Annotated in this window: 10 protein-coding genes; 6 read left to right on the top strand and 4 right to left on the bottom strand. The window is 68.4% G+C overall.

Features of this window, described 5'->3' with window-relative positions; translation table 11 throughout:
• Window positions 1-116: 116 nt before the first annotated feature.
• Entirely contained in the window at window positions 117-962 is an 846-nt protein-coding gene (locus tag PGB26_RS00625) for a DUF559 domain-containing protein (protein ID WP_271638383.1), read from the bottom strand.
• Between the two features lie 297 nt (window positions 963-1,259).
• Here PGB26_RS00625 and PGB26_RS00620 point away from each other — a divergent pair, with 297 nt between their 5' ends.
• From PGB26_RS00620 to guaA, 5 genes are all read left to right on the top strand, one after another.
• Window positions 1,260-2,378 (top strand): GuaB3 family IMP dehydrogenase-related protein, encoded by a 1,119-nt coding sequence (locus tag PGB26_RS00620; protein WP_271639701.1) that lies wholly within the window; start codon window positions 1,260-1,262, stop codon window positions 2,376-2,378.
• On the top strand, window positions 2,375-3,178 hold the full coding sequence (locus tag PGB26_RS00615; RefSeq protein WP_271638382.1) for an SURF1 family cytochrome oxidase biogenesis protein: 804 nt from the start codon (window positions 2,375-2,377) through the stop codon (window positions 3,176-3,178). Before PGB26_RS00620 ends, PGB26_RS00615 begins: the two co-directional genes overlap by 4 nt.
• A 159-nt stretch (window positions 3,179-3,337) precedes the next feature.
• On the top strand, window positions 3,338-7,951 hold the full coding sequence (locus PGB26_RS00610) for an ExeM/NucH family extracellular endonuclease (RefSeq protein ID WP_271638381.1): 4,614 nt from the start codon (window positions 3,338-3,340) through the stop codon (window positions 7,949-7,951).
• A gap of 80 nt (window positions 7,952-8,031) precedes the next feature.
• Window positions 8,032-8,514: a DUF3817 domain-containing protein gene (locus PGB26_RS00605; RefSeq protein WP_271638380.1), complete on the top strand. Its 483-nt coding sequence runs from the start codon at window positions 8,032-8,034 to the stop codon at window positions 8,512-8,514.
• Complete coding sequence (guaA, locus tag PGB26_RS00600; protein WP_271638379.1) at window positions 8,511-10,097, top strand: glutamine-hydrolyzing GMP synthase; 1,587 nt, start codon at window positions 8,511-8,513, stop codon at window positions 10,095-10,097. Before PGB26_RS00605 ends, guaA begins: the two co-directional genes overlap by 4 nt.
• Window positions 10,098-10,237: 140 nt before the next feature.
• On the opposite strand, the gene PGB26_RS00595 is transcribed toward guaA, so the two are convergent.
• Both PGB26_RS00595 and PGB26_RS00590 read right to left on the bottom strand, forming a co-directional pair.
• Window positions 10,238-10,510 carry a GlsB/YeaQ/YmgE family stress response membrane protein gene (locus tag PGB26_RS00595; protein ID WP_271638378.1) on the bottom strand — a complete coding sequence of 91 codons (273 nt, stop codon included), beginning with the start codon at window positions 10,508-10,510 and terminating at the stop codon, window positions 10,238-10,240.
• 175 nt (window positions 10,511-10,685) lie between these two features.
• The gene (locus PGB26_RS00590; RefSeq protein WP_271638377.1) at window positions 10,686-11,618 is read right to left on the bottom strand and encodes a Bax inhibitor-1/YccA family protein; all 933 of its coding nucleotides are present in this window, start codon (window positions 11,616-11,618) and stop codon (window positions 10,686-10,688) included.
• Between the two features lie 87 nt (window positions 11,619-11,705).
• Here PGB26_RS00590 and PGB26_RS00585 point away from each other — a divergent pair, with 87 nt between their 5' ends.
• Window positions 11,706-12,707 (top strand): glycerophosphodiester phosphodiesterase family protein, encoded by a 1,002-nt coding sequence (locus PGB26_RS00585; RefSeq protein WP_271638376.1) that lies wholly within the window; start codon window positions 11,706-11,708, stop codon window positions 12,705-12,707.
• Here PGB26_RS00585 and PGB26_RS00580 read toward each other — a convergent pair.
• Entirely contained in the window at window positions 12,697-13,089 is a 393-nt protein-coding gene (locus tag PGB26_RS00580; RefSeq protein WP_271638375.1) for a YccF domain-containing protein, read from the bottom strand. The genes PGB26_RS00585 and PGB26_RS00580 overlap by 11 nt on opposite strands.
• Window positions 13,090-13,156 lie beyond the last annotated feature (67 nt).

Genomic DNA, 13,156 nt, shown 5'->3' with positions numbered 1-13,156 from the left:
CCCTCCTGGGCCTGGGTCGAGCTGCTGAGAACAGGCCCGTTGCCGAGAACATCCCGTATGCCCGAGCATCCGTCCTGATCTGGAGAACCAGCCTGTTCTCGAACCGAGCGCTCTGATCACCGTCGCCGCGCGAGGTGCAGCCCCTGAGCCACGGCGCTGACGATGGTCTGCTGCACATAGCCGGGGTCGAACATGACCTGCTGGTAGTCGAAGCGGAGCACCGTGTAGCCGAGCAGGGCGAGACGGGCATCCTGGCGGAGATCTCGCCGCCGATCCTTCGCACTGCTGTGGAATTCGAAGCCGTCGAGCTGCACCACCAGCCGGTCGCCGATGAGCGCATCGACCCGATGCCCGTCGATGATCACCTGCTGACGCACGTCGAGGCCGCAGGAGCGGCAGATGCGGATGAAGGCCGTCTCGACCCCGGAATCCGACAGCGCTCCGACCATCTCGAGCACGATGTCCACAGCCGTGCTGTGCCATGCTGTGCGGCGCAATTGCGGGAGGGTCACGAGCGTCCTGCGCAGAGCCGACTCCCAGACCGCCGACGCGTCCGGCGGTTCCAAGCAGCGCCCGACGTGGTAGAGCACGTTCAGGATGGGGTCTTCGACGGCGAAACGTGCGACCGGCGCGGGGCCTGCGGACCAGTGCAGCACTCGGCCGGGCGCGCTGATGCGGGAGGAGGACGACGGTACGGCGACGTGCATCCTTTCGTCGGCCACCGACCACAGCCCCAGGTGCTTGGCGGCGGTCACGCATGTCACTCGCCCGCTCACCTCGGCGGCAGCCCTTCGTTCGGCCGAGCACTGCGCCGACACCAGCCACGAGCGTCTGACCCGCTCGAGCAGTCCTGCATCCACGGCCTGTCGCATCTCGTGATTCGTGTACCCCGCTGCGCGCAGCTCACTGGTGTGCGCGATGCCGGCGCGCTGTCGCATCCACGTCATGATCGGAGCCCTCATCCTTCGACGATGGCCGGGGCAGGTGAAGATCAGGCTCTCGTTCCGCGCGAACCGTGGACAGGTAGCCCAGGAGCGAGGATGTGCAGGAGAACTGGCGGCAATCGAGTACAGGTTGGCTGCCGATGACAGGACAGATGGACGGAATTCGACCTGTTCTCGGTGTTGGGCCTGTTCTCGGTGTCTGAGCTGGTAGCGCTGGTGGGCAACGGCGGGCGCGGCAGGCGGGTTCCAGCCCGGCGGCGACGCCGACGCCGAGCGGGGCCATCGGGCCACCACGGGTAGGCTGGAGGGGTGAGCATGGACATCGAGATCGGCCGAGGCAAGCGCGCGCGCCGCGCGTACACGTTCGACGACATCGCGGTGGTCCCATCGCGACGCACCCGCAACCCCGCCGACGTCTCGACGGCGTGGACGATCGATGCGTTCTCGTTCGACATCCCCGTGCTCGGCGCCCCGATGGACTCCGTCGTCAGCCCCACCACCGCCATCGCGCTCGGCAGGCTGGGCGGGCTGGGTGTGCTCGACCTCGAGGGCCTGTGGACGCGCTACGACGACCCGCAGCCGCTGCTCGACGAGATCGCCGCGCTGCCCGCCGAGAACGCGACCGTGCGCATGCAGCAGCTGTACTCCGAGCCGATCAAGCCCGAGCTCGTGAAGCAGCGCCTCGCCGAGATCCGCGAGGCGGGCGTGACGGTGGCGGGCTCCCTCACACCGCAGCGCACCCAGGAGCTCTATGAGACGGTCGTCGCCGCCGGCGTCGACCTGTTCGTCATCCGCGGCACGACGGTGTCGGCCGAGCACGTCTCCAGCGCCCTCGAGCCGCTGAACCTGAAGAAGTTCATCTACGACCTCGACGTGCCCGTCATCGTCGGCGGCGCCTCCACCTACACCGCCGCCCTGCACCTCATGCGCACGGGAGCGGCGGGCGTGCTCGTCGGCTTCGGCGGGGGAGCGGCGTCGACCACGCGCGTGACCCTGGGCATCCACGCCCCGATGGCGACCGCCGTGTCGGACGTCGCCGCGGCCCGCCGCGACTACCTCGACGAGTCGGGCGGCCGCTACGTGCACGTCATCGCCGACGGCGGCGTCGGCACGTCCGGCGACATGGTCAAGGCGCTCGCGATGGGTGCGGATGCCGTGATGCTGGGTGTCGCGCTGTCGCGCGCGACGGATGCCCCCGGCCAGGGCTTCCACTGGGGCGCCGAGGCGCACCACCCCGAGCTTCCCCGCGGCCGCCGCGTCGAGGTCGACCGCGTCGCCGACCTCGAGCGGATCCTGTTCGGGCCCGCCCCCGTCGCCGACGGGACGGCCAACCTCATCGGCGCCCTGCGCAAGTCGATGGCGACCACGGGATACTCCGACCTGAAGGAGTTCCAGCGGGTCGAGGTCGTCCTCGCGCCGTACGAGCTGGGATGACCGAGCAGCAGCCCGCCGCCGCGCAGGAGTTCCCGCCGACGCTGCGCGAGGTGATGCTGCGGGGACGCTGGATCGGCGTGCTCCTGCTCTGCCTCGTGATCGCCGGCATCTTCGCGTGGCTCGGCCAGTGGCAGCTGGCACGCGCCATCGACACCGACCCGCCGCCGCCCGGCGCGACCGAGCAGGTGCGCCCGCTCACCGACGTGATCGAGCCGGGTCAGTACCTGCCTGAGCCGCTCGGCGGGCAGAAGGTCACGACGAGCGGCGAGTGGGTGGCCGAGGACTTCATCGTGATCTCGTCCCGGTTCAACGGCGGCGCCGACGAGGGGTACTGGGTCACCGGCCAGCTGCGAGTGGCCGATCGCACGTCGCTCGCCGTCGCGCTCGGCTGGGCGCCGACGCGCGAGCAGGCGGATGCCGCGGCCGCGGCCCTCGCCGAACAGGATGTATCCCGGGCCCAGCTCACCGGGCGGCTGATCGACGATGAAGGTGTCGAGCTGCCACCTGCCGACGACATCTACGCTCTGACGCGGATGTCGCCCGCGGCGCTCCTCGGCCAATGGCACGACGTCGATCAGCTCGACGTGTACCGCCCGTATCTGGCATCTCTCACCGCCCCGGCCGGACTCGTCGACATCGACTCCCCGGCGCCCGAGGAGAAATCGCCGGTCAACTGGCTGAACATCTTCTACGCGGCCGAGTGGGCGATCTTCGCCGGCTTCGCGTTCTACCTCTGGTACCGCCTGGCGAAGGATGCCTGGGAGCGCGAGGTCGAGGAGTTCGAGGACGCCCGCGGCTGAGACGACGTGCCGGTGACCATCCGGTGACCGGCGCGCGAATCCTCTTGCCCGATGTCGGACGTGCGGCCTATGGTCGCTTTCATGCGCGAGCGCGTGCTCGAGCGTCTGACGGTGGATCCACGAGATCCCCGGCCAACCCAGAATGAGGAGACGGCATTCATGATGCACACCCCTGCCGACTGGAACGCGGCTGTTCCGGTCGCCCATCAGAGGAGGCGGGGGCGCATCGCGGCGCTCGCGCTGACCACGGCGTTCACGATGAGCATGGGTTCGCTCATCGCCGCGCCGGCCTTCGCGAACGTCGACGCCACCGGTGTCGTGATCAACGAGGCCTACCTGTCGGGCGGCAGCGCCGGCGCCGCGTTCAAGAACAAGTTCATCGAGCTGTACAACCCGACCGACAAGGACGTCGTGCTCGACGGGATGTCGCTGCAGTACCGCGCGGCGGGAAGCTCCGGTGCATCGCACGGGGTCGTCGCGCTCACCGGCACCATCAAGGCCGGCGGCTACTTCCTCGTTCAGGCGAGCAGCAACGGCGCGGCGGGTGCCGCCCTGCCCGCACCTGACCAGACCAGCACCCTCGCCCCCAGCGGCACCACCGGCACGATCGCCCTCGTGCAGGGCGCCAAGGCGGTCACCCTGCCGGTCGGCAACGCCGCCGGAGCGGACGGCATCGTCGATCTGCTCGGCTACGGCGGCTCCAACACGTTCGAGGGCACGGTCGCCTCCGCCCCGGCCGGCAACACCGACGTGAAGTCGCTGAACCGCGCAGACGGCAAGGACACCGACGACAACGGGGCCGACTTCGCGCTCTCTGCGACGATCACCCCCACCGCCTCCGGCAGCACGGAGCCCGAGCCCGACCCGGACCCCGAGCCGGAGCCTGGTGAGAAGGTCAGCATCGCCGACGTGCAGGGCACCGGCGACGTCTCGCCGTACAAGGGCAAGACCGTCACCGTCGAGGGCGTCATCACCGCCGACCATCGCACGGGCGGCTACAAGGGAATCGTCATCCAGACCGCCGGATCCGGCGGAGCCGACGACATGACGCCGAACGCGTCCGACGGCATCTTCGTCTTCCTCGACGGGAAGACCGTTCCCGGCGCGATCGGAGACCTCGTCTCGGTCACGGGCGTCGTCGACGAGTACTTCGGCCAGACGCAGATCGCTCCGTCAGCGGCATCCGGCGTCTCGGTCGTCACCGCGGGAGTCGGCGTGCCCGCCCTCACCCCGCTGCCGACGAGCGTCGTCGGCACGGCGCGCGAGGCGTACGAGAACATGCTCGTGCTGCCCACCGGTGACTACCTCGTCGCCTCCAGCCACCAGCTGTTCAACTACGGCACGCTGTGGCTGAACCCCGGCGAGCTCAACGTCAAGGGCACCGAGCTGAAGCGGCCCGGCGCCGAGGCGGATGCCATCGCCGCGGCGAACCGCGCAGACCGCATCCTGCTCGACGACGGCTACAACATCCAGGTGAGCAACAAGGACCACCTGAACGACCAGCCCTACTTCACCAAGGACGCGGTCGTGCGAAACGGCGACGCAGTCGACTTCGGCGGAAAGGGACTCGTGCTGCAGTACGGCTTCGACGACTGGCGCCTGCAGCCGGTGAAGCCGCTCGACAGCGCGTCGCCGGACGCCGAGAAGTTCGGCTTCACGTCGAAGAACCCGCGCCCCGAGGTGCCCTCGGTGGGCGGCGACGTGAAGATCGCCTCGTTCAACGTCTACAACTACTTCACGACGCTGACCAGCCAGAACCCCGATGCCCGCGGGGCGAAGACCGCGGCGGAGTTCGCCATCCAGAAGTCGAAGATCGTCTCGGCGATCAACACACTGGATGCCGACGTCGTCTCGCTCATGGAGATCGAGAACTCGGTGAAGCTGGGCGAGCCCGCCGACACCGCGCTCGCCGACCTCGTCGACGGGCTGAACGCCGAAGCCGGCAACGGCGTGTGGGCGTACGTGCCCACGCCGAAGTCGCTGCAGAATGCGGCGACCACCGACTTCATCACGAACGCGATCATCTACAAGGCCAAGGAGGTGAAGCCCGTCGGCGACGCGCAGACCATCGACGACGAGACGGTGTGGGGCAACGCCCGCGAGCCGATCGCCCAGGCCTTCGACGCCGACGGCCGCACGGTCACGGTGATCGCCAACCACTTCAAGTCGAAGTCGGGCAGCGGCACGCAGCCGGCCGACGGGCAGGGCTTCTTCAACGCCGACCGGGTGAAGCAGGCGCAGTCGCTGCTGTCGTTCACCGACCGGCTGAAGAAGACCAACGGCGACGACATGCTGCTGATCGGCGACTTCAACGCCTACGGCCATGAGGACCCGATCGACGTGTTCACGTCGAAGGGCTGGGTCGACACGGTGCCCGCGCACTCGCCGGGCAGCTACACCTACACGTTCGACGGCGAGCTGGGCTCGCTCGACCACGTGATCGCCTCGCCGTCACTGGCCAGGTCGATCACCGGGGCCGACGCGTGGACCATCAACTCGCCCGAGTGGAGCGACCGCGGCTACGCCTACGGCGCCACCGAGACGGGCACCCCCTACCGCTCGAGCGACCACGACCCGATCCTCGTCGGCGTCTCGGCGACCGAGCCGCCGGTGAGCATCGACATCGCCACGATCAACGACTTCCACGGTCGCATCGAGGCCGATGGCAAGGCAGCCGGTGCAGCAGTGCTGGCCGGTGCGGTGAAGTCGGTGCGCGAAGCCAACCCGAACACGATCTTCGCCGCGGCCGGCGACCTGATCGGCGCGTCGACGTTCACCTCGTTCATCCAGGACGACAACCCGACGATCGACGCCCTCAACGCCGCCGGCCTCGAGGTCAGCGCCGCCGGCAACCACGAGTTCGATCAGGGCTGGGCCGACCTGCGCGACCGCGTGCAGGAGCGGGCCGACTGGGAGTACATCTCGTCGAACGTGTTCCTCGAGGGCACCGACCAGACCGCTCTCGCCCCGTCGTGGGTGAAGGAGGTCGACGGGGTGCGCGTCGGCTTCGTCGGCGCGGTGACCGAAGAGCTCGACTCGCTCGTGTCTCCGGCCGGCATCGCCGACCTCGAGGTGCGCGACATCGTCGACTCGGTGAACGCGGCGGCGGCGAACCTCCGCGACGGCGACGACGCCAACGGCGAAGCCGACGTGATCATCCTGCTGGTGCACGAGGGCGCGACCACGGTCTCGGTCGACAGCATCACCCCCGAGTCGGCGCTGGGTCAGATCGTCTACGGCGTCGACGACGACGTGAACGCGATCGTCTCGGCCCACACCCACCTCGCCTACAACCACGTCATCGACGGCCGCCCGGTCGTGTCGGCGGGTCAGTACGGCGAGAACATGGGCGTGATGAACCTGCAGGTCGACCCGAAGAAGAACGAGCTGATCTCGATCACCAACGAGATCCGTCCGCTGGCTGGCAACTACCAGCCGGTCGCCGAGGTGCAGGCCATCGTCGACGCCGCCAAGAAGAAGGCCGACGTGCTCGGCGCCGTCAAGGTCGGCGACATCACGGCCGACTTCAACCGTGCTCGACAGGCCGACGGCACCGAGAACCGCGGAGGCGAGTCGACCATCGGCAACTTCGTCGCCGACGTGCAGAAGTGGGCCACCGGCGCCGACGTGGCGCTGATGAACCCTGGCGGCATCCGTGCCAACCTCACCTACGCCTCGTCGAACGCGAACGACCCCGACGGCAATGTGACGTATCGCGAGGCGGCGACGGTGCAGCCGTTCGCCAACACGCTGGTCACCACGCAGCTCACCGGCGCACAGCTGAAGGCAGTGCTCGAAGAGCAGTGGCAGCCGGCGGGCGCGAGTCGTCCGTTCCTCAAGCTCGGGGTGTCGGAGGGGCTGTCGTACACCTACGATCCCACCGCAGCCCAGGGCGAGCGCATCACGTCCATCACGCTGAACGGAGCGGCGCTCGACCCGGCCGCCTCGTACACGATCGCCGCGAACTCGTTCCTGGCGGCGGGTGGAGACAACTTCTTCACCCTGGCGAAGGGCACGAGCGCGAAGGACACCGGCAAGATCGACCTGCAGTCGATGGTCGACTGGTTCGACGCCAACAAGACGGCGAGCCCCGACCTCGACCAGCGTGCCGTGGGCGCCTCGATCACGCCGGCGCCCGGCGCTGACGGCTACCAGGCGGGCGACGTGGTGACCGTGTCGCTGTCGTCTCTCGCGTTCAGCGCGGGCGAGCAGGTGCCGACCACGGTCGATCTGTCGCTCGGCGGCGTCTCGGTGGGCTCGGCCGCGGTCGATGCGTCCATCGTCAGCACCACCGACGAGATCGGTCGGGCGAGCATCCAGTTCACCGTGCCGGCCGGATCGGCAGGTGCCCCGCTCGTCGCGACGCCGAACGTGGGCGCCCCGGTGACGCTGCCGTTCACGGTGGCCGCCGACGAGCCAGAACCCGGACCGTTCGAGGGCACCATCCAGACGGGTTCGTCGAAGGTCAGCGCCGGCGGCACCCTCGCGGTGACGGGCGAGCGCTTCACCCCCGGTGAGACCGTGACCGTCGAGTTGCGACCCAAGAAGGGGCAGGCCGTGCAGGTCGGCACCGTGCAGGTCGCAGACGACGGAACGTTCTCGGCGACCTTGCGGGTGCCGAAGAGCACCCAGCCGGGCAAGTACACGCTGGCCGTGATGCAGGCAGACGGCGACGCGGCCACCGCCACGGTGCACGTCAACCGCGCCGGCGGTCTGGGCAGCATCATCCAGCAGATCTTCGACTGGATCTGGGACCTGCTCGCCCGCTGGTGATCACGACCCTGTCAGCGAGGGCCGCCGGGCATGCGTCCGGCGGCCTTCGCCGTATCACCGCGGCGGCTAGAATGGAGGGCATGCCCGAGCCCAGAGTCGCCAGCTTCCCGGCGATCCGCGGAGCGCTGAAGTTCTACCAGATCGCCTCGATCATCACCGGCGTCATGCTGCTGCTGCTCGTGACCGAGATGGTGCTGAAGTACACGCCGATCCACCTCGAACTCTTCCTCGGCGGCTCCGGCGGTCCGCTCTGGTTCGCCGAGGTCGTCGAGACCGCCGACGGCCTCGAATCGACCGGCGACGGATTCAACGTGTCGCAGGGCATACTGGTCGCACACGGCTGGTTCTATGTCGTCTACCTCTTCGCCTGCTTCCGGATGTGGAGCATGATGCGCTGGCCGTTCGTGCGCTTCATCCTGCTCGCCCTCGGCGGCGTCGTCCCGCTGCTGTCCTTCTTCATGGAGACGCGCGTTGCGCGGGACGTGAAGGCCTATCTCGCCCAGCGCGAGGCCGCGGCGTCAGCCGCGTCGCCTGCGCCCACCACCACGGAAGGTGCCCGTTGACCGAGCAGACCGAGACCCAGCAGCGCCCCGCGCTGGTCGTCGACTTCGGAGCGCAGTACGCGCAGCTGATCGCCCGTCGCGTCCGCGAAGCCGGCGTGTACAGCGAGATCGTGCCGCACACGGCCACCGCCGAGGAGATCGCGGCGAAGAACCCCGTCGCCCTGATCCTGTCGGGCGGGCCGTCCTCGGTGTACGAAGACGGCGCTCCGCAGCTCGACCCGGCCGTGTTCGACCTCGGCGTGCCGACGCTGGGCATCTGCTACGGGTTCCAGTACATGGCGCAGACCCTCGGCGGTGAGGTCGCGCACACCGGTCTGCGTGAGTACGGCGCGACCGACGCGCACATCCCCGCCACCGAGAGCACCCTGCTCGCCGGTCAGCCGGCCGAGCAGAACGTGTGGATGAGCCACGGCGACCAGGTGTCGCGCGCGCCCGAGGGCTTCGACGTGCTCGCCACCACCGAGGCGACGAAGGTCGCCGCCTTCGCGAACGAAGAGCGCAAGCTCTACGGCGTGCAGTGGCACCCCGAGGTCAAGCACTCCGACCACGGCCAGGCGATCATCGAGAACTTCCTGCACCGCGGTGCCGGTCTTCCCGCCGACTGGAACAGCGACAACGTGATCGCCGAGCAGATCGAGCGCATCCGCGAGCAGGTCGGTGACGCGCGCGTCATCTCGGCTCTCTCCGGCGGCGTAGACTCCGCCGTGTCGACGGCTCTGGTGCACAAGGCCATCGGCGACCAGCTGACCGCCGTCTTCGTCGACCACGGGCTGCTGCGCAAGGGTGAGCGCGAGCAGGTCGAGAAGGATTACGTCGAGTCGACGGGCGTGCGCCTGATCACCGTCGACGCCGTCGACACGTTCCTCGGTCACCTCGAGGGCGTCACCGACCCCGAGACCAAGCGCAAGATCATCGGCCGCGAGTTCATCCGGGCGTTCGAGCAGGTGCAGCGCGACCTCGTCGAAGAGGCCAAGGCGACCGGTGGCGCGCCCGTGAAGTTCCTCGTGCAGGGCACCCTGTACCCCGACGTCGTCGAGTCGGGTGGGGGAGCGGGCACCGCGAACATCAAGTCGCACCACAACGTCGGCGGCCTGCCCGAAGACCTCGATTTCGAGCTCGTCGAACCGCTGCGCGCACTGTTCAAGGACGAGGTCCGCGCAATCGGACGCGAACTCGGCATCCCCGAGGCCATCGTCGGCCGCCAGCCGTTCCCCGGCCCCGGTCTGGGCATCCGGATCATCGGCGAGGTGACCCGCGAGCGTCTCGAGATCCTGCGCGACGCCGACGCCATCGCCCGCGAGGAGCTCAGCAGGGCGGGTCTCGACCAGACGATCTGGCAGTGCCCCGTCGTGCTGCTCGCCGACGTGCGCTCGGTGGGCGTGCAGGGCGACGGCCGCACCTACGGCCACCCCATCGTGCTGCGCCCGGTCTCGAGCGAAGACGCCATGACCGCCGACTGGACGCGCCTGCCCTACGACGTGCTCGCCAAGATCTCGAACCGCATCACCAACGAGGTGCGTGAGGTCAATCGGGTCGTGCTCGACGTCACCTCGAAGCCACCGGCGACGATCGAGTGGGAGTGAGAGAAGGGGCCGCGAGAGCGGCCCCTTCTTCGTTTCGCCTTCGGCAGGATCCGGTGTCCTCTCTGCGAGGCCGGCTCGCATCCGTACGCGCGAATACGGCCGCTGCCCGAGGGCAGCGGCCGTATTCGCTGATACCGGCGTCAGGCGCGGCGACGGTCGCCGCGGCCGACGATGAGGCCGTAGATCAGCAGCACGATGATCGAGCCGCCGATCGCCAGCAGCCAGCTGCCGAGGTCGAAGAAGCCTTCGACGCCACGGCCGAACAGGACGCTGCCGAGCCAGCCGCCGAGCAGTGCGCCGACGACACCGAGCAGAAGGGTGACGATCCAGCCGCCGCCCTGCTTGCCAGGGAGGATCAGCTTCGCGATCGCACCGGCGATGAGTCCGAGGAGGAGAAAGGCGAGGAAGCCCATGATTGTCTCCGATCTGTGAGTGATACCGGGGGTTTCCGGATGCATCAACCCTGCCCGATCGCTACGAATGTATGGCATACCCTTGTGCACGTCCGTCAGATGCGGTAAAAGCGGTCGGACACGCGGAACGGGCCGCCCTCCGAAGAGGGCGGCCCGTTCGCGAAACAGCGGCTGATCAGTCGTTTCCGCGCAGGATGGCGAGGATGCGCAGGATCTCGACGTACAGCCAGACGACGGTCACCATGATGCCGAAGGCGCCGAGCCAGCCGTACTTGCGGGGAGCGCCGTTGCGCACGCCCTGCTGGATCTGGTCGAAGTCCATCACCAGCGAGTAGGCGGCCATGAACACGACGAGGACGCCGATGATGAGGCCGAGCGGGATGCCGAAGACCTCGGCGCTGTAGAGGCCGAAGGCCTGGCCTGCGGGCAGGACGCCCGTCCACATCAGGACGAGGTTGAGCACCGAGAACACCAGATAGCCCAGCATCGCGATCATGACGATCTTGGTCATCTTCGCGCTGGCGCGCACCTTGCCGCTGGCGAAGAGCGCGAGAGTGACGCCGACGACGGCGATGGTAGCGAGGGTCGCCTGCATCACGACGCCCGGCCAGATGATCTCGAAGTAGGCCGAGATGGCGCCGACGAACAGACCCTCGAACGCCGCGTACGCCCAGATGAGCGCGGGGCGCACCTTCTTGCGCGAGGTGAACGTGACGACCATGGCGAGCACGAAGCCGCCCAGGGCGCCGACGAGCCACGGGGTCATGTCGGCGTTGCCGCCGGAGTTGACGAAGCTCGTCGCGGTCCACACCCAGCCGGCGACGGCGGTGACGAGCAGGATGGCGAAAAGACCGGCGGTCTTCCAGACCGTGTCCTCGACCGTCATCCGGTCGGTCTCGAGTGCGCCTGCGGACGGCGAGGTGTACATGCCCTCCAGCTGCGCGTTGGCGGCGGCATCCATTCCCGCGTGCTGGAACGACGCGGTGCCGGCGGCTGCGCCCGGCGCGGGCGGCGGCGCGTAGGTGCCCTGAGACGAACCGGGATAGGACGCGACATTTCGCGGATCCTGCTGCTGGAACGCCGGGTTGTTGAATGCGAAATTGCTCATGGTGGCCTCTGCTCCCGAGGGATCGGTCATCTCTTTCCTCAAAGATACTCGCGGCAACCTATGGAATGGGTGCTTTACGCTGTGAGCGTGCCCAGGAGAAGACCACTGATCATCGGGCATCGGGGTGCCCCCGGCTACCGCCCCGAGCACAGCCGATCATCGTACGAACTCGCTCTGGCGATGGGGGTGGATGCCGTCGAACCCGACGTCGTCGCGACCAAGGACGGCGTTCTCGTGCTGCGGCACGAAAACGAGATCTCCGGAACCACCGACGTGGCGGATCATCCGGAGTTCGCCGGGCGCCGCACGACCAAGCGTATCGACGGGGTCTCGCTCACCGGCTGGTTCACCGAGGACTTCACCTGGGCCGAGCTGTCGACCCTGCGCACCCGCGAGCGGCTGCCGAAGATCCGACGCTCCAGCGCCACATTCGATGACGGGCAGCCCATTCTGCGCCTTCCCGACCTGCTCGACCTCGTGCGCGCCGGGTCGGAGGAGCACGGACGTGAGATCGGCATCGTGCTCGAGATCAAGCACGCGACCTACTTCGACAGCATCGGACTCGACCTCGCGCCCCTCATCGAGCGCGACCTGCGTGCCGGCGGCTGGGCCGACGGCGATCTTCCGCTGATCGTCGAGTCGTTCGAGTCGACGATCCTGCACCGGCTGCAGAAGACCGGCATCGCGGCATCCTTCATCTATCTCATCGAATCGACCGGCAGACCGTTCGACCTCGTCAGCTCCCAGGGCCGGAATGCGCCTGACTACGCTTCCGCGGTCACGCCCGCGGGGCTCGACGAGCTCGCCGGCACGGTCGACGGCATCAGCGTCAGCAAGAAGATGCTGCTGACGCCGGAGAACACGATCGTCGCCGACGCGCACGCGCGCGGTCTGCGGGTGTTCACCTGGACGTGCCGCCCCGAGAACACCTTCCTCGACCCGCGGTTCCGCGCCCAGGGCGGCAAGGCGGCGTTCGGCGACTACGAGGCGGAGTGGCGCGAGATCGCCGACACGGGTGTCGACGGCGTGTTCGTCGACCACCCCGATCTGGGAGTTGCGTTCTTCGCCGAATCCGCGGTCAGCTCCTGAACGCCCCGCCCCGGCTGGGAACGATCTCCTTGCCGAGCGGCATGAGTGAGACGGGCACGAGCTTGAAGTCGGCGATCCCCATCGGGATGCCGATGATCGTGATGCACAGCGCGATACCGGAGAGGATGTGGCCGAGGGCGAGCCACCAGCCCGCCAGGATCACCCACACGATGTTGCCGAGGATCGATCCGAGCCCCGCCTTGGAGTGATCGACCACCTGACGTCCGAACGGCCACAGCGAGTATCCGGCGATGCGGAACGACGCGATCGCCCACGGAATGGTGATGATCGGAATGCACAGCACGATGCCGGCCAGGATGTACCCCAGCCACAGCCAGAAACCGGCGAAGATGACCCAGATGATGTTGAGGATCGTGCGCATGGCCTGATTCTGTCACCTCTGCCCAAGGGACGGGCCATGGCGGGCAGATCCTGCCGGCTCTGCCTTA

The sequence above is a fragment of the Microbacterium sp. nov. GSS16 genome (assembly GCF_028198145.1).
Lineage (GTDB): Bacteria > Actinomycetota > Actinomycetes > Actinomycetales > Microbacteriaceae > Microbacterium.
The sequence above is the reverse complement of the archived record's forward strand: the minus strand, read 5'-3'. Positions and strand labels throughout refer to the sequence as shown.